We start from the raw sequence: 20927 nt of genomic DNA on the forward strand, positions 1-20927 counted from the left end.
ACGTGGTCGTCGTGGGGGACCGGGTCGTCGTCGGGACGGAGGACGGCGAACGGATCGTCGTCGTCCGGCCGGGCGCCGCCCGACGGCCCGTCCTGTGCCACCCGACCTCCCCGGATCCCGCTCCGGCGGACGCGGCCGGAGACGCTGCGCCGGCCCGACGCCGGTGACCGGACCGCCCGGTCGGCAGCCGCCGGAATCCGGGCGGCGCGGGCCTCTGCCCGGAGGTTAGCGGCCGGCGGCGGTGCCCACCAGCCCCTCGCCCGCCCGGTGCCCGTCGGGTGCGGGCGCCGGTGGAATCAGTCGGACTCGACGGTGACGGTGCTCGGCTTGGCGCTGCGTTCGTCGACCGTGGGCTTCGTCGGCCGCTTGCCGCTCTCGCCGGTGCTGGTGATCTTCGTGGGGGTGGCGCCCCGACCGCCCTCGCCGGGGACCGCGGCCACGGTCGGCTCACCGTCCACGCCGGCCGTCGCGCCCGCCCCGTCCACGGTGGTCACCCGTTCACCGACCGGCCGGGCCTTCGCCGCGCCGGCCTCGGCGGCCGCCTCCTTCGTGGCGGTGGCGGGCTCCCTGACCGGCTCCTTCACCCCGGCGGCGGGCTCCCTGACCGGCTCCTTCACCCCGGCGGCGGGCTGCTTCGTCTCGGCGGCGGACTTGCGGCCGATGCCATCCGGGGAGACCGGGGTGGCCGCGAGGCCGCCGCCGACCTTTCCGGTGGTCGCCTGGAGCTGAAGCTCGGCCAGCTTGCGCTGGAGGTCGTCGGACTCCTGGCGGGACTTCCACGTCTCGGTACGCAGATCCGCCAGCTCCTGCTGCGCCTGGGCGATCTCCAGCATCACCTGGGCCAGCTGCTGCCGGCCGGCGGCCACCTCCTGCTGGGTGGCGGCGAGGTGCTGCTGGGTGGTGGCCAGGTGCTGCTGGGTGGTGGCCGCGTACTCCTCGAACTGGCGGCGGGACGCCGCGACGTGCTCGTCGGCCTTGCGGCGCCGGTCGCTCGCCTCCGCCTCGGCCCGGCGCAGCAGCTCGGCGGCCTCGTCCTCGGCGCGCTGCCGCAGGGTCGACGCGTCGGTCTCGGCGGCCTCGCGGATCGCCGCGGCCCCCTGCTCGATCTCGTTGCGGCGGGCCGTGTACGCCTGTTCCAGCTCGGCCTGCCGGCTCGTGTGCACCTTCTCCAGCTCGGCGTGCCGGGTGCTGTGCTGCCGGTCCAGCTCGTCGCGGCGCTTGGCGAACTCCTGCTCGGCGGCGGCGCGGCGCTGGGCCAGCTCCTTGGCGGCCGCCTCCCGCTGGGAGTTGACCTCCTTCTCCACACCGGCCCGCCAGGCACCCAGCTCCTGCTGGGTCTGGGCGCGGGCGTGCTGCACGTACGCCTCGGTCTCGCTCCGCATCCGCTGGACGTACGCCTCGACCTCGGCCCGGTTCCGCTTGCCGGCCTCGACGGCCTCGGTGGTCAGCCGGTTGGCCTCGGTCCGCGCCCGGCCCCGGGTCGCCTTCGCCGCCTCCTCCGCGTCGTCGACGACCTTCTTGGCCTCCTGGAGAGCCTTGGCGTGGGTGGCCCGGCCCGCCTCGGCGGCGGACTCGGTGAGCCGCTTCGCCTCCTGCTGCGCCTTGGCGTGCACCTCCTTGGCCGCCTCGCGGAGCTGGGTGGCCTCCTGCTGCGCCTTGGCGACCGCCTCCTTGGCCGCCTCCCGCAGCCGGGTGGCCTCCTGCTGGGCCCGGGCGTGGATCTCCTTGGCGGTGTCCCGGAGCTGGGTGGCCTCCTGCTGCGCCTTGGCCAGGGCCTCCTGGGCGGTCTTGCGCAGGGCGTTCGCCTCGTCGCCGGCGTCCTTGCGGAGCTTGCCGGCCTCTTCCCGGGCGGCCTTGAGCGTGGCCTCGGCCTCGGCCTTGCGGGCGGCGGTGTGCCGCTCCTCCTCGGCGCGCCGGCCGGCTAGGGCGATCTCGAAGTCCTTGAGGGCCTGGGCGGCCTGCTCGCGGGCCTCGGCGACGATGTGCTCGGCGGCGGCCCGGCGGGCCTCGATCTCCTCGTTGGCGGCGGCCAGGATGTCGTCGGCTTGCTCCTCGGCCATGGCGAGGATCTGCTCGACCCGGGGACCGAGATGCCGGAACGAGGCCCGGTCCACCACGCCCACCTGCTTGCGTACCTGGGCGAGGTCGCGTTGCAGCACCTCGACCTGCCCGGCCAGCTTGTGGATCTGGGTGTACGCCTGTTCCCGCTCGGTCGCCAGGGTCGCGATCTCGTGCTCCGCACGAGCGACGTACCGGTCGACCTGTCGTTTCTCGTACCCCCGCAGAGCGGACTCGAAGCTGGGCTCCGTGGTCACGTCCCCGCCGAGAGCGAACAGTTCCTCGCCGTGCGACATGCCCCCATCCTCACACGCATCCGGCTCTGCGGGGGCGATACGGACGCCCCTGTTGGGACGTACTTCACTGATGCGACGGAACGGACGGGGAACACATGACGGCGCGGGGATCCACCGGTCACCCGGTGTCACCCCGCGCCGTGGATCATGCCCCGATGCGGGTGGTGCTCAGCTGGCGGATTCGGCGGCGACCCGCTTCTCGGCACCCTCCGCCTTGGCCGGCTCCGGCTTGGCCGCGGCCGCCGGCACGCCCGGCACGATGCCGGCGAGACCGGAGAGCATCTGGCCGAGCTGGGAGGTGACGGCATCCTTCTGCCGGGTGAGGTCCTCGACCTCGCGGCGGGCCGCCTGGGTGGTCAGCTCGGCCTCGGTGCGGGCCTCGCTGAGCAGACGCTGCGACTCGGCCTTCGCCTCGGCGAGGGTCTTCTCGGCCAGCGCCTTGGCCTTCTCGACCGTCTCGTTGGCGGTGCGCTCGGACTCGACCCGGCGCGCCTCGGCCCGCTGCTCGATCTCCTTGGCCCGCTCCTGGGCGGCCCGGGCCCGCTGCTCGGCCTCGCCGACCAGCTTCTGGGTCTGCGCGACCTGGGCGGCGTGCCGCTCCGACTCCTCGCGCTCGGCCTTCTCCCGCCGCTCGGCGAGCTGCAGCTCCAGGGCCTGCAGGTCCTTGTCGCGCTTGTCGCGGGCGTCGGTGAGCAGCTTCGTCGCCTCGGCGCGCTTCTCCTCGGCCTCCCGGGCGGCCTTCGCCCGCTGCTGGGTGATCTCCCGCTCGGCGGTGGCGCGCAGCGTGGCGACCTCGCGCTCGACGGTGGACTTCAGCTCGGCCACCTCGTGCGCGGTGACCGTACGCAGCTGCTTGGTCTCGCGGTCGGCGTCGGCGCGCAGCGTGTCGGCCTCGCGGCGGGCCTGCACCCGGACCTCGGCGGCCTCGCGCTCGGCGGTGGTGCGGACGTTGCCCGCCTCCCGCTCGGCGGTGGCCTTCATCGCGGCCGCCTCGGCGCGCGCCTTGTCGGTGATCTCGCGCGCCTCGAGGCGGGCGGCGGAGAGGATGCCCTCCGACTCCCGCTTGGCCTCGTTGCGGTGGTCGTTGGCCTGCTCCTCGGCCAGCCGGAGGATCTGCTCGACGCGGGTGCCGAGGCCGGAGAGGGTCGGCCGGCTGTTCTCCTCGAGCTGCTTGTTGGTGTCGGCGAGCTTCTGCTCCAGCCCGGTCTGCCGCTGCTCGGCCTGCCGGAGCCGACGCTGGGCGTCGTTCATCCGCTGCTCGGCCTCGGCGCGGGCCTGCTCGGACTGGGTCAGCGCGGCGGTCAGCCGACCGATGAAGTCATCGACCTGGCCGGTGTTGTATCCGCGCAGGCCAACGGTGAAATCGGGCTGTGAGTTCGCGTTATCGAAGAACGCAAGAGGGGAGGACTGCTGCTGGGGCATTGGGACATACTCCCAGACCCCCCGGGGTGCTTCGCAAGAGCGGTACGGAGCTTTCGTGTCCTCATTACATGGTCAACTCGGGCGCGCGACGGGACCGGACCAAACGGCGATCTTGGCAGCTCCCGGGGCGGGTCGGGCGTCACCCGGGGTGAGCGGGAAAAGGGCCGCGGGGTCACGCCCCGCGGCCCTTTGTCGCCGACTCACTCGAATGGTCTCCCGGCGCGGTGGAAAGGCATTGGCCCGCTCACCGCAATGGTCACGTCGGGATCGTCCGGTCGGATCAGTGGCCCCGGAACCGGTTGATCGCCGTTTCGTGCCGGGACCGCAGCTCGGTGTCCCGCACGCCGAGGCCGTCGGCCGGGGCGAGGCAGCGGACGCCGACCTTGCCCTGGTGCGCGTTGCGGTGCACCTCGTACGCGGCCTGACCGGTCTGCTCCAACGGATAGGTCTTCGACACCGTCGGGTGGATCTGGCCCAGCGCGACGAGCCGGTTGGCCTGCCAGGCCTCGTGGTAGTTGGCGAAGTGGCTGCCGACGATCCGCTTGAGGTGCATCCACAGGTAGCGGTTGTCGTACTGGTGCAGGAAGCCGCTGGTGGAGGCGCAGGTGACGATGGTGCCGCCCTTCTTGGCGACATAGACGCTGGCGCCGAAGGTCTCCCGGCCCGGGTGCTCGAACACGATGTCCGGGTCCTCGCCGCCGGTCAGCTCGCGGATCCGCTCGCCGAAGCGGCGCCACTCGTCCTGGTCCTGGGTCTGCTCGTCCTTCCAGAACCGGAAGCCCTCGGCGGAGCGGTCGATGACCAGCTCGGCGCCCATCTTCCGGCACAGCTCGGCCTTCTCCGGGGAGGAGACCACGCAGACCGGGATCGCCCCGCCGTTGAGCGCCATCTGGGTGGCGTAGCCGCCGAGGCCGCCGGAGGCGCCCCAGATCAGCACCACGTCGCCCTGCTTCATGTTGGCCCCGTGGTGCGAGACCAGCTGCCGGTACGCGGTGGAGTTGACCAGCCCCGGGCTGGCCGCCTCCTCCCAGCTCAGGTGGCGGGGCTTCGGCATCAGCTGGTTGGCCTTGACGACGCAGAGCTCGGCGAGGCCGCCGAAGTTGGTCTCGAAGCCCCAGATCCGCTGCTGCGGGTCCAACATGGTGTCGTCGTGGCCGGCCGAGTCCTCCAGCTCGACGGAGAGGCAGTGCGCGACCACCTCGTCGCCGGCCTTCCACCTGGTCACGCCCGGCCCGGTCCGCAGCACCACGCCGGCCGCGTCCGACCCGACCACGTGGTACGGCAGGTCGTGCCGGCGGGTCAGCTCGGAGAGCCGGCCGTAGCGCTGGAGGAACTTGAAGGTGGACATCGGCTCGAAGATGCTGGTCCACACGGTGTTGTAGTTGATGGCGCTGGCCATCACGGCCACCAGCGCCTCGCCCGGGGCGAGCTCCGGGGTGGGCACCTCCTGGACGTGCAGCGCCTTGCGGGGGTCCTTGTCACGGGTGGCCATCCCGTCGAACATCCTGGTGTCCTCCGCGCGGACCACCACGCCCCGGTAGCTCTCCGGTACCGGCAGGCCGGCCAGGCCGGCGAGTTCGCGCTCCGGCTGCGCCGAGCCCTCCGCCGCCATGATCGCTTCGAGGATGTCCTGCACGGTGACCTCCCGTTCGTCCGCACCCCGCGCCGGGCGGGTCGCGGTGCTGCCATAGTCGGCGCCGGTACGCCGGGACCGCCATGTCGGTGATCGACACATCCGCACCGGTCGCCGCTCCTGTGGGGGCGGACGTTACTGAACGGTAGCTAGGGCCGGAAGTCCTCTGTGAAAAACTGCATCGACCGATGCGTGGAGCTGTCCGTGGGAACGCGGAACCGCGCACTGCCGCGCCTCTTCCCACTGTTCGGGAAGTTGTCCGTCCCGCCCGCTCCCCGGGTGCCCGCCGACCAGGTCGGCGGTGACGCCGACGGGTGCGTCCCCGGTCGTCCGAGCGACCGGAGACGCACCCGTTGCGCGCGCGAGGTGGGGTGAGGCGGTCAGTGACCCTCGGCGGCGGGCTCGACCAGTTCGACCAGGACGCCACCGGCGTCCTTCGGGTGGACGAAGTTGACCCGGGAGCCGGCGGTGCCGCGCTTCGGGGTCTCGTAGAGCACCCGGACGCCCCGGTCGCGCAGCGCCTTGCAGGCCGCGTCGATGTCCGCCACCGTGTACGCGACCTGCTGGACCCCCGGACCGTTGCGGTCCAGGAACTTCGCGATGGTGGACTCCGGGGAGAGCGGGGCGAGCAGCTGCAGGTAGCCGCCGTCCGCGGTCGGGCCGACGGCCAGCATCGCCTCCCGGACGCCCTGCTCGGCGTTGGTCTCGGTGTGCACGCAGCGCATCCCGAAGGTGCGGTGGTAGAAGTCGATCGCGGCGTCCAGGTCGGCCACGGCGATCCCGACGTGGTCGATGCGGCGCAGCCCGATGTCTGTGACGTAGTCCGCAGCGGGCTCGACGGGGGAGTTCTCAGCCATGGCGCTAGTCTGACCGAACAATCGTTAAGGCGTACAGGTCGGCACCCCCCTCGGAGGCAGGCAATGGCTTCGGTGATCGTCAGCGGCGCGCGGACCCCCATGGGGCGCCTGCTCGGCAACCTCAAGGACCTCCCGGCGACCAAGCTCGGCGGGGTGGCCATCAAGGCCGCGCTCGAGCGGGCGGGCGTCGCCCCGGAGCAGGTCCAGTACGTGATCATGGGCCAGGTGCTCCAGGCCGGCACCGGCCAGATCCCGGCCCGTCAGGCGGCCGTCGAGGCGGGCATCCCGATGTCCGTGCCGGCGCTGACCATCAACAAGGTCTGCCTCTCCGGCCTGGACGCGATCGCCCTGGCCGACCAGCTCATCCGGGCCGGCGAGTTCGACATCGTGGTGGCCGGCGGCATGGAGTCGATGACCAACGCCCCGCACCTGCTGCTCGGCCAGCGCACCGGCTACAAGTACGGCGACGTCACGATCAAGGACCACATGGCCCTCGACGGGCTCACCGACGCCTGGGACTGCTGCTCGATGGGCGAGTCCACCGAGCGGCTCGGGGCGAAGCACGGCATCACCCGCGAGGAGCAGGACGCCTTCTCCGCCGCCAGCCACCAGCGCGCCGCCGCGGCCCAGAAGAACGGCCACTTCGCCGACGAGATCACCCCGGTGATCATCCCGCAGCGCAAGGGCGACCCGCTGGCGATCAGCGAGGACGAGGGCATCCGGCCGGACACCACCACCGAGTCGCTGGGCAGGCTGCGGCCGGCCTTCACCAAGGACGGCACCATCACCGCCGGCAGCTCCTCGCCGATCTCCGACGGCGCCGCCGCGGTGGTCGTGATGAGCAAGGCGAAGGCCAAGGAGCTGGGGCTGACCTGGCTCGCCGAGATCGGTGCCCACGGCAACGTGGCCGGCCCGGACAACTCCCTGCACTCGCAGCCGTCCAACGCCATCCAGCACGCCCTCAAGAAGGGCGGCCTGAGCGTCGGCGACCTCGACCTGATCGAGATCAACGAGGCCTTCGCGCAGGTCGGCATCCAGTCCGCGCGGGACCTCGGGGTCAGCACCGACAAGATCAACGTCAACGGCGGCGCGATCGCGCTCGGCCACCCGATCGGGATGTCCGGCGCCCGGCTGGTGCTCACCCTCGCGCTCGAGCTGAAGCGGCGCGGCGGCGGCACCGGCGCGGCGGCGCTCTGCGGTGGCGGCGGCCAGGGCGACGCCCTGATCATCCACGTGCCCACCGGTGCCGAGACCGAGTGACGACCCCGCCCGGCGAGCCTCGGCGTCCTGAGTGAGAGTGGTGCAGTGAGCGAAGCGGTCGACCACGCCCCGACCGCGGCCACCGGTTCGGTGCGCCGCAGTCGGGACGTACCCATGCTGGTGGAACGGGCCCGCGAGGGTGACCCCCGCGCGGTGGCCCGGCTGATCACCCTGGTCGAGTCCGGCGACGAGGTGCTGCCGCAGGTCGCGGCGGCCCTCGCGCCGTACGCCGGGCAGGCCCAGGTGGTCGGGTTGACCGGCTCGCCGGGCGTGGGCAAGTCCACCACCACCAACGAGCTGGTCCGGGCGCTGCGGGCGCGCGGCCACCGGGTCGGGGTGCTGGCCATCGACCCGTCCAGCCCGTTCACCGGCGGGGCGATCCTCGGCGACCGGGTCCGGATGCAGGACCACGCCACCGACCCGGGCGTCTACATCCGCTCGATGTCCAGCCGGGGTCACCTCGGCGGGCTCTCCGCGGCGACGCCGCAGGCGGTCCGGGTGCTGGAGGGCGCCGGCTGTGACGTGGTGCTGGTGGAGACCGTCGGCGTGGGCCAGGCGGAGGTCGAGGTGGCCTCCCTCGCGGACACCACGCTGGTGCTGCTCGCCCCCGGCATGGGCGACGCGATCCAGGCGGTCAAGGCGGGCATCCTGGAGATCGCGGACGTCTTCGTGGTCAACAAGGCCGACCGGGACGGCGCCGACGCCACCGTCCGCGACATCCAGGGCATGATCGCGCTGGGTGAGCGCGGCCCGGGGGAGTGGCGACCGCAGGTGGTCCGTTCGATCGCCGCCCGGGGCGAGGGCATCGACGACATCGCCGCCGCCATCGACAAGCACCGCGGCTGGCTGGAGCAGCACGACGAGCTGCGTCGCCGCCGCCAGACGCGGGCCGCCGCCGAGATCGAAGCCATCGCGCTCGGCGCGCTGCGCGCCCGGATCGGTTCGCTGCGCGACGGTACGGAGCTGTCGACGCTCGCCGCCAAGGTGGCGCAGGGGGCGCTCGACCCGTACGCGGCGGCCGACGAACTGCTGGCGCAGCTCGGCTCCTGAACGCGCCGTCCACCTAGTACGCTCGCACCGCCTCACGGGACCCGTGGGGCGGTGCGACGTTGTGGGGAGAGCATGGCGGACGAGGCGACCCAGGAGTTGTCGGTGGTGCCGAGCGCGGTGGCGGGCGGCGCGACGCACGTCTCCGACGAGGTGGTGGAGAAGATCGCGGTGGCCGCCGCGAAGTCGGTGCCCGGGGTGGCCGAGCTGGGCGGCGACGTGGCCCGGTTCTTCAACGCGGTGCTGGACCGGGTCGGGCTGGACCAGGTGGGCGACGCGACGCGGGGCTGCTCGGCGCACGTCACCGACGGGGCAGCCGTGATCAACCTGGTGCTGGTCATCTCCGGTGGTCGGCCGGTGCCCGAGGTGACCGACGGGGTCCGGGCCGCGGTGACCTCGGCGGTCGAGGCGTACGGGCTGCGGGTCGACGAGATCAACATCCGGGTGGACGACGTGGCCCTGGGCGGTCCGGCGGTGCCCTCGGCCTGACCCTGGTTACCGGCGGGTACGAACTTCCTTAGCGATCGTTCAGGCAGCCGTTCTACACTCGGTCTTCAGTCGAGGACTCGAGGAGGAGCTCCGCGGATGAACGCCGACGAGATCGCCGCCGGACGGGCACGCTGGCAGGCCCGCTACGACGCCGCCCGCAAGCGCGACGCGGACTTCACCACCCTGTCCGGAATGCCGGTGGAGCCGGTGTACGGGCCGCCGGAGGGCACCGCCTACCCGGGCTTCGAGCGGATCGGCTGGCCGGGCGAGTTCCCGTACACCCGGGGGCTCTACCCGACCGGCTACCGCGGGCGGACCTGGACCATCCGGCAGTTCGCCGGCTTCGGCAACGCCCAGCAGACCAACGAGCGCTACAAGATGATCCTCGGCGCCGGTGGTGGCGGGCTCTCCGTCGCCTTCGACATGCCGACGCTGATGGGCCGCGACTCCGACGACCCGCAGGCGCTCGGTGAGGTCGGGCACTGCGGCGTGGCCATCGACTCGGCCGCCGACATGGAGGTGCTCTTCGACGGCATCGACCTGGCCGGCGTGACCACCTCGATGACCATCTCCGGTCCGGCCGTGCCGGTCTTCTGCATGTACCTGGTCGCCGCCGAGCGGCAGGGCGTCGACCTGTCCAGGCTGGACGGCACGCTGCAGACCGACATCTTCAAGGAGTACATCGCGCAGAAGGAGTGGCTCTTCGACCCCGAGCCGCACCTGCGCCTCATCGGCGACCTGATGGAGTACTGCGCCGCCGAGATCCCGCGCTACAAGCCGCTCTCGGTCTCCGGCTACCACATCCGCGAGGCCGGCTCGACCGCCGCGCAGGAGCTGGCGTACACCCTGGCCGACGGGTTCGGCTATGTCGAGCTGGGGCTCTCGCGCGGGCTGGACGTCAACGTCTTCGCCCCCGGCCTGAGCTTCTTCTTCGACTCCCACGTGGACTTCTTCGAGGAGATCGCCAAGTTCCGCGCCGCCCGCCGGATCTGGGCCCGCTGGCTGCGCGACGAGTACGGCGCCACCAGCGAGAAGGCGCTCTGGCTGCGGTTCCACACGCAGACCGCCGGGGTGTCGCTGACCGCTCAGCAGCCGGTCAACAACGTGGTCCGGACCGCCGTCGAGGCGCTCGCCGCGGTGCTCGGCGGGACCAACTCGCTGCACACCAACGCCCTGGACGAGACCCTCGCCCTGCCCACCGACGAGTCCGCCGAGATCGCCCTGCGTACCCAGCAGGTGCTGATGGAGGAGACCGGGGTGGTCAACGTGGCCGACCCGCTCGGCGGCTCCTGGTACGTCGAGGCGCTCACCGACAAGATCGAGGCCGAGGCGGAGGAGATCTTCGCCCGGATCCGCCAGCTCGGCGGCGAGGGCCCGCACCAGATCGGCCCGATGACCTCGGGCATCCTGCGCGGCATCGAGGACGGCTGGTTCACCGGCCACATCGCCGAGTCCGCCTTCGTCTACCAGCAGGCGCTGGAGAAGGGCGACAAGCGGATCGTCGGCGTCAACTGCCACACCGGCACCCTCGCCAAGGACCTGGAGATCCTGCGCATCTCGCACGAGGTGGAGCTGGAGCAGCGCCGGGTGCTCGCCGAGCGCAAGACCGCCCGGGACGACGCGGCGGTCAAGGCCGCCGTCGCCCGGATGGTCGAGGTCGGCCGGACCGACGGCAACATGATCCCCGCCATGCTCGACGCGGTCCGCGCCGAGGCCACCCTCGGCGAGATCTGCGACGCGCTGCGCGCCGAGTGGGGCGTCTACCGCGAGCCCGCCCGCTTCTGACGGTCGGCAGGGGCCCCTCGGCGACGAGGGGCCCCTTTCCGCGTCCTGGCCAGGCGTGAGAGTTGCAACTGTCGCCGTCGCGGTTGATCTGAGTTGAGCGGGACACGTGCGAGACTAGGTAACCATGAGCGACCCACGGATCACCTCGTCGATCTTCACCCGCGGCGCGGTCGACCTCAGCGCGCTGCGCAGCACTCCGGCCCCCGCCCGTCCCACCACACCGACCCAGTCCGGGCCGCCCACCGGCCTTCCGGGTGCCCCCACAGGCGGCGGCGGGGTGGCCGTGATCGACGTCTCCGAAGCGACATTCCAGTCGGAGGTGCTGGAGCGATCCCTCAGCACCCCGGTGATCGTGGACTTCTGGGCCGAGTGGTGCGAGCCGTGCAAGCAGCTCTCCCCGGTGCTGGAGCGGCTCGCCGCCGAGGGCGACGGCGCGTGGGTGCTGGCCAAGGTCGACGTGGACGCCAACCCGCGGATCGCCCAGATGTTCCGGGTGCAGGGCATCCCGATGGTCTACGCGGTGGTCGGCGGGCAGCCGATCGACGCCTTCTCCGGCGTGGTGCCGGAGGCCCAGCTGCGCCAGTGGATCGGCGCGGTGCTCAAGGCCGGCGGTGTCGCCGTGGCCGAGCCGGAGGACCCCCGCCTCGACGAGGCCGACGACGCGCTGATGAGCGGCGACCTGGAGGCCGCCGAGCGGGCGTACCGGAAGATCCTGGCCGAGACCCCGGCGGACGCGGCGGCCGAGGCCGGCCTCGCCCAGGTCGGCCTGGCCCGCCGGGTCGCCGGCGCCGACCCGCAGGCCGCGCTCACCGCCGCCGAGGGCGCCCCCGACGACGTCGAGGCGCAGCTCCTCGCCGCCGACATCGAGGTGCTCAGCGGCATGGCCGAGCAGGCCTACCGCCGGCTCGTCGGCCTGGTCCGGCGGACCGCCGGAGACGACCGGGAAAAGGTACGCCAGCACCTGGTCAGCCTCTTCACCATCGCCGGACCGGAGGACCCCGCCGTCGCCTCGGCGCGTCGGGCCCTGGCCAGCGCCCTGTTCTGAGTCCACGCACGCCAGCGCGGGCCGGCGTTCCGGCCGGCCCGCCCACCATCGAGGACGGGAGCCCATGATGCGCCGGATCGCCGTCCTCGACGCGCCGACGAACCTCGGCCTGCGGCCACCCACCGCCACCTCGGTGCCCGGCTGCGCCAAGGCCCCGGGCGCGCTGCGCGACCACGAGCTGCTCGCCCGGCTGCGGGCCCGCGACGCCGGCTGCCTCACCCCACCCCGGTACGACCCCGGTGACTGGCGCCCCGGCGACGGCGTCTGCCACGCCCGGGAGATCTCCGACTACTCGGTCACGTTGGCCGACCGGATCGGCGCCATCATCGACCGCGGGGAGTTCCCGCTGGTGCTCGGCGGTGACTGCTCGGTGCTGCTCGGCTCGGCACTGGCCATGCACCGGCTCGGCGAGGCCGTCGGCGGCCGGATCGGGCTGGTCTTCGTCGACGGCCACTCCGACTTCCGGCACCCCGGCAACGCCTCGTACGTGGGTGCCGCGGCGGGGGAGGACCTGGCCCTGGTGACCGGGCGGGGCCAGGCGGACCTGGCCGCCATCGAGGGGCGCCGCCCCTACTTCCGCGACGTCGACGTGGTGGTCCTCGGCATCCGGGCCCAGGACGAGTACCGCCTCGACCTCCAGGCCGCCGGGATCACCACCCGGCCGGTGCCGGCGCTGCGTGCCGAGGGGGCCGCGCGGACCGCCCAGTGGGCGCACGAGCAGCTCGCCGACTGCGCCGGCTACTGGGTGCACATCGACGTGGACGTGCTCGACCCGGCGGTCATGCCGGCGGTCGACGCCCCGGACCCGGGCGGCATCGCCTTCGCCGAGCTGGAGATCCTGCTCGCCGGCCTGGTGGACACCCCGCACTGCCTCGGCGTCGAGCTCACCGTCTTCGACCCCGACTACGACCCCGACGGCTCGTACGCGGCCGAGATCGTCAACACCGTGGTGGCCGGACTCGCCCCGGTCTCCGCGCCGACCGCCGTACCGCCCCGGCTGCTGCCGGCCGCGCCCTCACCCCGGCGGGGCAACGGGCGCCCGGCCGAGCGCCCGGTCCTGCCGGCGGTCGCTCCGGTCCCCGCGGTCGCTCCGGTCCCCGCGGTCGCTCCGGTCCCCGCGGTCGCTCCGGTCCCCGGGGGTGCCCCGGTTTCCGATCCGGCTCCGTCGGACAACGGGGAGCGGGGCGGCCCGTTGCCGTCGACCGAGGCCGGTCCCGGCCTGCTCGCCCCGAGGGGCGCGGAGGCGCTGCCCGAGGCGGCCGAGCCCGTCGGCCCGCCGGCGTCGGCCGGGCCGGGTCTGCTGCGCCGGGCGCCGGACGAGGATCCCTCGGCGTCGGTCGGGCCGGGTCTGCTGCGCCGGGCGCCGGACGAGGATCCCTCGGCGTCGGTCGGGCCGGGTCTGCTGCGCCGGGTTTCCGGCGAGGCGCAGACCGGGTCGGACGAACCCGCCGCGTCGGTCGGACCGGGTCTGCTGCGCCGGGTGCCCGTTGCGGACGAGGCGACCGCCCCCACCGACGACGCGACCCCGTCGAAGCCCGGCCTCGACATCGCCTGAGCGTCGAGCGCCCCCGCCCCACAAAGATCGCGCTCGATCCTGGAAATTGTTCCCTCGCTGCCACGACGAGGCCACCACTTCCACGATCGAGCGCGATCTTGCGCTTCCTGGGCGTGCGGGTCTGCGGGTCAGCGGGGCGGGAGGGCGCGGAGGAAGCGCTCGGCGATGGGGACCGCGCTGACCGCGCTGGAGCCGCCCTGCTCGACGAAGACCGCGAACACCACGTCGCCCTGCCAGCCGACGAACCAGGCGTGGGTGTGCGCCGGGTTGTTGTCGTACTCGGCGGTGCCGGTCTTGCCGTACACCGGCTGGCCGGGGACGTCCTTCAGCGCGCTGCCGGTGCCGGCGGTGACCACCTCGCGCATCATGGTCTTCAGCGCCGCGACGGACTCCGGCTTGAGTGGCGGCCCGGCCGGGGCCGGCTGCTGCGGGGCCGGGTCGAGCACCAGCTTCGGCTGCTCCCAGTGGCCCCGGGCGACCGCGGCGGTGGCGCCGGCCATGGCGAGCGGACTGACCACGGTGGTGCCCTGGCCGATCGCGGCGGCGGCCTGCTCGGTGGCGGAGCCGCCGGTGGAGACCTTCCCGGTGAAGACGTCCACGCCGAGGTCCCAGGTCGCCTCCAGACCGAGGGTACGGCCGGTGCCGGCCAGCCCGTCCGGGCCGAGCTTCGGTGCCAGCGAGGCGAACGCGGTGTTGCAGGACTTCGCGAAGTCGGTGCGGAACGGCACCGGCCCGAGGACGAAGTCGTCCGAGTTCTTGAACGAGCGGCCGTCCACGACGAACGTCTTCGGACAGGCGACGGTCGCGTCGGCGGTCACCGCGCCCCGGTCCAGCAGCCCCAGCGCGCTGACCACCTTGAACGTCGAGCCGGGCGGCACCTGGGCGGTGAACGCCAGGTTCTCCCCGGCGGGGCCGGGACCGTTGGCGGCGGCGAGCACCGCGCCGTCACCGACCCGGACGGCCACCAGGGCGGAGCGGTGCTGCTCCCCGCGCAGCGCCGCGTCGGCGGCGTTCTGGGTGGCCACGTCGAGGGTGGTCTTCAGCGGCTGGCCGGGCTGCGGCGCGCTGCGGAACACCTCCGTGCCGGTCGCCGTCCCGGGCTCGCCGGGCTTGGGGCGTTCGGTGACCACGGTGAGCCCGGGTGCGCCGCGCAGACGGTCGTCGTAGCGGCCCTGGAGGCCGCCGTGGCCGACCAGGTCACCGGCGACGTAGCGGTCGGGGTGGGCCTTCAGGTCGTCGGCCTGGGCGGGGTCGACGGAGCCGAGCAGCGCCCGGGCGAACTCCCGGGTCGGCGCGAGGTCCAGCGTGTCGGCCTGGAACTTGGTGCCCGGCAGGTCGTAGATCCGCGACTTGATCTGGCGGTACGCCTCCTCGCGCAGCGTCACCACCTCGACGAAGTCGCCCGGTTCGGCCTCGCTGACGCGCTTGGGCAGGTCCGACAGGTCGACGGGTGGGGTGAGCGCCGGCTTGACCGCCGCGAACGCGGCACCCAGCTGCCGACTGAGCCCCTTGACGTCGGTGACCTCGCTCGGCTGGACGCCGACCCGGACCACCGGGCGGGGGGCGACGACCGGGTTGCCCGCGCCGTCCAGGATCCCGGCCCGGGTGCCGGGTTGCCGGCGCAGGGCCAGCCGGTCGCCCTCCTCCAGCTTCTCCTGGACGATCTGCGGCTCCCAGATCACCTGCCACTGGTCGTCCTTGCCGCGCTTGAGGCGCACCGGCCGTTCGTACGCCCAGCGGGTCTTTCCGGGCAGCGCCCAGGCGACCTCGACCTTGGCGGTCGCGATGTCAGCGGTGATCGTGGCGTCGCCGCGGCGGGTCAGGGCCGGCGGGGTGGCCGCCAGCTCGCCGGAGAGCGCCCGGAGCTTCTTCGCCACCTCGGCGGCCGGCACCCGGGCCCCGGTCGGGTCGATGAAGCCGACCGCCTGGAGGTCGCCCGAGTGCCAGCCGGCCAGGAACGCGTCGACGCTCTTCTCCGGGCCGTCCTCGCCGGAGCACCCGGTCAGCGCGCCGGCGGCCAGCACGGTGGCGGTCAGCGCCGCCAGTCCCCGGCGGGAAGGGGAGAAGCGGCCACGAACGGGGTACGACAGGGGCATGAAACGGTCCCTCCGGTGCGAAACTGCCCTGCACGCTAGTACGCCGCCGGCCCCCGCACCGCCCCGCCACGGGCTCGACGTGCGGAAAGAGGGGCCGGGGCCAGTGTGATGAACATCCCGGCGGGGTACTCCGCGACCGGCCGACCTCGGACCCGCAACGGGTGAAAGGACAAAGTCCCGATCCGGACGTCCGGCCAGTGGTCCGCCGACGAACGGACAGAGCGGCAGGCCTAGGCTGGGCGGCAGAGTGACCCACAACGCGGTGGGTCGAGGGGAGTGGCACCGATGGACCGGCGTCCGGCGATCAAACCGGGACCCGACCTCCGGCAGGCTGACACCGGCCGGGACGACAGCTTCGATTCGGCGACCGACGGAGACGGCTACGGCCGTCTCGACACAGGAGTGACCGGGATGACCGGTTCGAGTATCGACACCCTCTACGATCTCGGTCTGCCAGCACAGGCGCTGGGCGACGACGTGGAGGACGCCGAACTCGACGAGCCGGTGCCCAACGCGGAACGCCTGGTGGCCCAGGCCGTCGCGCTGGCCGGTGACGACCACGACGCGGCGACCCTGGTGGACCGGTTCTGGCGGTTCGCGCCGGACGAGGAGCTGATCGGCTTCACCGCCGAGGAGATGCTCGACGCGGCCCGGGCGCATCGGGACCTGGCCCAGCAGCGGGTACCGGGCGAGCTGAAGCTGCGGATCCACGAGCCGCACGCCGACCAGCACCACACCGTCATCGAGATCGTCACCGACGACATGCCGTTCCTGGTGGACTCGGTGACCGCGCTGCTCAACGCGCACCACCTCGACGTGCACCTGCTGGTGCACCCGCTGGTGGTGGTCCGCCGGGAGCCGCTGGGTCGACTGACCGAGGTCTCCGCCGACGTGGAGCCGGACGACGCGATCGCCGGTGACCTGGTCGAGAGCTGGATGCGGGTGGAGATCGACCCGGTCCGGGACCCGGCCGAGCGGGAGAAGGTGCGCCGCGAACTCCAGCGGGTGCTCACCGACGTCCGCGAGGCCGTGGAGGACTGGCCGAAGATGCGGCAGCGCGCCCTGGCGCTCGCCGACGAGCTGGCCGCCGCCCGGACGTCGGACAACCGTCCGCCGGTGCCGGAGAAGGACATCACCGACTCGGTCGAGCTGCTGCGCTGGCTGGCGCACGACCACTTCACCTTCCTCGGTTACCGGGAGTACCGGCTGGTCGACACCGACCGGGCGGCCGGTGGCCAGGCGTTGGAGGCGGTGCTCGGCACCGGGCTGGGCATCCTGCGGTCCGACTCGCCGGAGGCGCGGGCGCTGAGCTCGATGACGCCGGAGGCGCACGAGCGGGTGCTGGAGAAGCGCCTGCTCATCATCACCAAGGCCAACTCCCGGGCCACCGTGCACCGGTCGGCCTACCTGGACTACATCGGCTTCAAGATCTTCAACGAGGCCGGCGAGGTGGTCGGGGAGCGGCGCTTCCTGGGTCTCTTCTCCACCGCGGCCTACCGGACCAGCGTGCAGGAGCTGCCGGTGGTCCGGCGGAAGGTCGCCGAGGTGCTGGACCGCTCGGGCCTGAGCCTGCGCAGCCACTCCGGCAAGGACCTGCTCCAGATCCTGGAGACCTACCCGCGCGACGAGCTGTTCCAGATCAAGACCGACGACCTGTACCACGCGGTGATCGGCGTGCTGCGGATGGCGGGGCGCCGGCAGCTGCGGGTGTTCCTGCGGCGGGACGCGTACGGGCGGTTCATCTCCTGCCTGATCTATCTGCCCCGGGACCGGTTCACCACCCAGAACCGGCTGCGGATGCAGGACATCCTGCTGCGCGAGCTGAACGGCGTCGGGGTCGACTACACCACCCGGGTCACCGAGTCGATGCTCGCCCGGGTGCACTTCATCGTCCGGACCGACCCGACCAACCCGCCCGGCGACATCGACGCCGACCTGCTCGCCGAGGAGCTGGCGGACGCCACCCGGCTCTGGGACGACGACTACCGGCTGGTGCTGGAGCGCAAGCTCGGTGACGAGCAGGCCAAGCACCTGTTCGCCCGGTACGCCGACGCGTTCCCGGAGGGCTACAAGGACGGGCACACGCCGTACGAGGCGATGAAGGACCTGGCCAAGCTGGAGCTGCTGGAGGAGTCCGGCCAGCTCGAGATGCACCTGTTCCGCAAGCAGCTGGCGCCCCGGACCGCCCGGGCCGGCGAGGCCGACGTCGACGAGACGATGGACGTCCGGTTCAAGGTCTACCGGTACGGCGAGCCGATGATGCTCTCCGCCGTGCTGCCGGTGCTGCACTCCCTCGGCGTCCGGGTGGTCGACGAGCACCCGTACGAGGTGGACCGGATCGACGGCCGGGTCTTCCTCTACGACTTCGGGCTGCGCCTGCCGGAGGGGCACCAGGAGCTGGCCGAGGTGCGCCCGCACGTGGAGAACGCGTTCGCGGCGGCGTGGCGCGGCGAGGCCGAGGTGGACGGCTTCAACGAGCTGGTCCTGCGCGCCGGGCTGACCTGGCGGCAGGCGGTGGTGCTGCGGGCGTACGCGAAGTACCTGCGCCAGACCGGCACGGTCTTCTCCCAGGACTACATGGAGCAGACCTTCATCGCGTACCCGCGGATCGCGGGGCTGCTGGTGGAGCTCTTCGAGGTCCGGTTCGCGCCCGGCGCGGCCACCCTGGACGAGCGCCGGCAGCGCAGCGGCGAGCTGGTCACCGCGATCGGCGAGGCGCTGGACGACGTGGCCAGCCTGGACCAGGACCGGATCCTGCGGTCGTACCTGACGTTGATCCAGGCCACCCTGCGGACCAGCTTCTACCAGAAGCCGGTCGGCGGGCGACCGAAGCCGTACGTGGCGTTCAAGCTGGACCCGCAGGCGATCCCGGACCTGCCGGCGCCGCGCCCCAAGTTCGAGATCTTCGTGTACTCGCCCCGGTTCGAGGGTGTGCACCTGCGCTTCGGGCCGGTGGCCCGGGGTGGGCTGCGCTGGTCCGACCGGCGGGAGGACTTCCGTACCGAGGTGCTCGGCCTGGTCAAGGCGCAGATGGTGAAGAACGCCGTGATCGTGCCGGTGGGCGCCAAGGGCGGCTTCGTGCTGAAGCAGAAGCCGGGCGACCGGGACGAGGCGGTGGCCTGCTACAAGGAGTTCGTCGGCGCGCTGCTCGACGTCACCGACAACATCGTCGGCGGCGAGATCGTGCCGCCGGACGACGTGGTCCGGCACGACGCGGACGACCCGTACCTGGTGGTGGCGGCGGACAAGGGCACCGCGACGTTCTCCGACATCGCCAACGAGATCTCCGCCGCGCACCAGTTCTGGCTGGGTGACGCGTTCGCCTCCGGCGGCTCGGCCGGTTACGACCACAAGCGGATGGGCATCACCGCCCGGGGCGCGTGGGAGTCGGTGAAGCGGCACTTCCGGGAGCTGGGGCACGACACCCAGACCCAGGACTTCACCGTGGTCGGTGTCGGCGACATGTCCGGTGACGTGTTCGGCAACGGGATGCTGCTGTCGGAGCACATCCGACTGGTGGCGGCCTTCGACCACCGGCACATCTTCCTGGACCCGGAGCCGGACGCCGCCACCTCGTACGCCGAGCGGAAGCGGCTGTTCGACCTGCCCCGGTCGTCCTGGGAGGACTACAACCCGGAGCTGATCTCGGCCGGCGGCGGGATCTTCCCGCGTACCGCGAAGTCGATTCCGCTCACCCCGCAGGTCCGGGCGGCGATCGGGCTGGACGACGACGTCGCGCAGCTCTCGCCGCAGGAGCTGATGAAGGCGATCCTGACCGCACCGGTGGACCTGTTCTGGAACGGCGGCATCGGCACCTACGTGAAGGCGTCGACGCAGACCAACGCCGAGGTGGGGGACAAGTCCAACGACGCGATCCGGGTGGACGGCAAGAGCCTGCGCTGCCGGGTGGTCGGCGAGGGCGGCAACCTGGGCTGCACGCAGCTCGGCCGGATCGAGTACGCGTTGACCGGCGGCCGGATCTACACCGACTTCATCGACAACGCGGCCGGGGTGGACTGCTCCGACCACGAGGTGAACATCAAGATCCTGCTGAACACGGCGGTCGCCGACGGGGCGCTGGACGTGCCGCAGCGGGACGAGTTGCTGGCCCAGATGACCGACGAGGTCGCCGAGCTGGTGCTGCGGGACAACTACGACCAGGCCCGGGCGATCAACAACGCCCAGGCGCAGGCCGCCTCGCTGCTCCCGGTGCACCGCCGGATGATCAACGAGCTGGAGCGGGCGGGCCAGCTCGACCGGGCGCTGGAGGCGCTGCCGCCGGACGAGGAGTTGGCGGTCCGGACCGAGTCCGGACTGACCGCGCCCGAGTTCGCGGTGCTGCTGGCGTACGTCAAGATCGTGCTGGAGCGGGAGATCGTGGGCGAGGGGCTGGCCGACGAGGAGTGGACGGCCGACATCCTGGTCAACTACTTCCCGACGCCGCTGCGCGAGCGGTTCGCCGACCGGATGGGTCAGCACCGGCTGCGCCGGGACATCGTCACCACCGTGCTGGTCAACGAGGTGATCAACCGGGGCGGCATCTCGTTCGTCTTCCGGGTGGTCGAGGAGACGGCCGCCTCGGCGGCGGACGTGCTCCGCGCCTACGTGGTGGTCAGCGAGGTGTTCGGGCTGCGGGACCTCTGGGACGCGGTCGAGGCGCTGGACAACCGGGTCTCGCCGGAGTTGCAGACGAACGTCTACCTGGACACCCGGCGGCTGCTCGACCGCGCTGTGCGTTGGCTGGTGACCAACCGGCGCTCGCCGATCGACGTCCCGACGGAGATCCGCCGGCTGCGGGACGGCGTCGCCCGCCTGCTGCCCGGTCTGGAGAACCTCTTCTACGGCAGCGAGCGGGAGGCGATCGTCGCCCACATCGACGCGATGACCGCCAAGGGGCTGCCGCGGGAGCTGGCCGAGCAGGCGACCCGGCTGATGTACAGCTTCGGTCTGCTCGACGTGGTGGAGACCGCGCAGGCCACCGGCCGGGACGTCAACGAGGTGGCCGGGGTCTACTTCGTGCTGTCGGACCGGTTCCGGGTGGACTCGCTGCTGTCGAAGATCTCCCTGCTGCCGCGGGAGGACCGCTGGCAGACGCTGGCCCGGATGGCGCTGCGCTACGACCTGTACGCCGCGCTGGCCGCGCTCACCGCGGAGGTCCTCGACTCCACGGCGGACAGCCTGCCGCCGCACGAGCGGGTGCAGGAGTGGGAGCAGGCGAACGCCACCTCGATCCACCGGGCCCACCGGGCGATGGGGGAGTTCGACGAGTCCCGGGCGGACCTGGCCGCCCTGTCGGTGCTGCTGCGGCAGATCCGTACCCTGGTGCGGACCTCCGCCGCGGCCTGACCCGCACGGAGACGCCGGCGCGGCCCGGCGGTCGGGGA

General features: G+C 72.7%; 11 protein-coding genes and 1 pseudogene. 7 read left to right on the plus strand and 5 right to left on the minus strand.

Features of this window, described 5'->3' with window-relative positions:
- Positions 1–296: 296 nt before the first annotated feature.
- The 4 genes from ABUL08_RS29820 to mce all read right to left on the minus strand — a co-directional run bounded on the left by ABUL08_RS29820 (position 297) and on the right by mce (position 6266).
- Positions 297–2354, minus strand: coding sequence for a coiled-coil domain-containing protein (locus tag ABUL08_RS29820; RefSeq protein WP_350933389.1), 2058 nt, complete (start codon positions 2352–2354; stop codon positions 297–299).
- A gap of 168 nt (positions 2355–2522) precedes the next feature.
- Positions 2523–3776 carry a DivIVA domain-containing protein gene (locus tag ABUL08_RS29825; RefSeq protein ID WP_350933390.1) on the minus strand — a complete coding sequence of 418 codons (1254 nt, stop codon included), beginning with the start codon at positions 3774–3776 and terminating at the stop codon, positions 2523–2525.
- Between the two features lie 280 nt (positions 3777–4056).
- The gene (gene ccrA, locus ABUL08_RS29830; protein ID WP_350933391.1) at positions 4057–5412 is read right to left on the minus strand and encodes a crotonyl-CoA carboxylase/reductase; all 1356 of its coding nucleotides are present in this window, start codon (positions 5410–5412) and stop codon (positions 4057–4059) included.
- A 377-nt stretch (positions 5413–5789) separates the two neighbouring features.
- Positions 5790–6266, minus strand: a complete 477-nt coding sequence (mce, locus tag ABUL08_RS29835) for a methylmalonyl-CoA epimerase (protein ID WP_350933392.1) — start codon at positions 6264–6266, stop codon at positions 5790–5792.
- A gap of 63 nt (positions 6267–6329) precedes the next feature.
- Between mce and ABUL08_RS29840 the strand changes: the two genes are divergently transcribed.
- The 6 genes and pseudogenes from ABUL08_RS29840 to ABUL08_RS29865 form a co-directional block, all read left to right on the plus strand.
- A complete protein-coding gene (locus ABUL08_RS29840; RefSeq protein WP_350933393.1) occupies positions 6330–7526 on the plus strand; it encodes an acetyl-CoA C-acetyltransferase in 1197 nt (398 codons plus the stop codon).
- Between the two features lie 114 nt (positions 7527–7640).
- Positions 7641–8576 (plus strand): methylmalonyl Co-A mutase-associated GTPase MeaB, encoded by a 936-nt coding sequence (gene meaB / locus ABUL08_RS29845; protein WP_377521971.1) that lies wholly within the window; start codon positions 7641–7643, stop codon positions 8574–8576.
- 72 nt (positions 8577–8648) lie between these two features.
- Complete coding sequence (locus tag ABUL08_RS29850; protein ID WP_350933395.1) at positions 8649–9062, plus strand: Asp23/Gls24 family envelope stress response protein; 414 nt, start codon at positions 8649–8651, stop codon at positions 9060–9062.
- A 96-nt stretch (positions 9063–9158) separates the two neighbouring features.
- Positions 9159–10847, plus strand: a complete 1689-nt coding sequence (locus tag ABUL08_RS29855; protein ID WP_350933396.1) for an acyl-CoA mutase large subunit family protein — start codon at positions 9159–9161, stop codon at positions 10845–10847.
- Between the two features lie 124 nt (positions 10848–10971).
- Positions 10972–11892: a tetratricopeptide repeat protein gene (locus ABUL08_RS29860; RefSeq protein WP_350933397.1), complete on the plus strand. Its 921-nt coding sequence runs from the start codon at positions 10972–10974 to the stop codon at positions 11890–11892.
- A 64-nt stretch (positions 11893–11956) separates the two neighbouring features.
- Positions 11957–13108 (plus strand): annotated as a pseudogene (locus ABUL08_RS29865) (arginase family protein); the annotation flags it as partial.
- A 467-nt stretch (positions 13109–13575) separates the two neighbouring features.
- Here the strand turns inward: ABUL08_RS29865 and ABUL08_RS29870 are convergent.
- A complete protein-coding gene (locus ABUL08_RS29870) occupies positions 13576–15543 on the minus strand; it encodes a penicillin-binding transpeptidase domain-containing protein (RefSeq protein WP_350933400.1) in 1968 nt (655 codons plus the stop codon).
- Positions 15544–15828: 285 nt separating this feature from the next.
- Here ABUL08_RS29870 and ABUL08_RS29875 point away from each other — a divergent pair, with 285 nt between their 5' ends.
- Entirely contained in the window at positions 15829–20889 is a 5061-nt protein-coding gene (locus tag ABUL08_RS29875) for an NAD-glutamate dehydrogenase (RefSeq protein WP_350933401.1), read from the plus strand.
- Positions 20890–20927 lie beyond the last annotated feature (38 nt).

It is taken from the genome of Micromonospora sp. CCTCC AA 2012012 (assembly GCF_040499845.1).
In the GTDB taxonomy this organism is placed as follows: domain Bacteria; phylum Actinomycetota; class Actinomycetes; order Mycobacteriales; family Micromonosporaceae; genus Micromonospora; species Micromonospora mangrovi.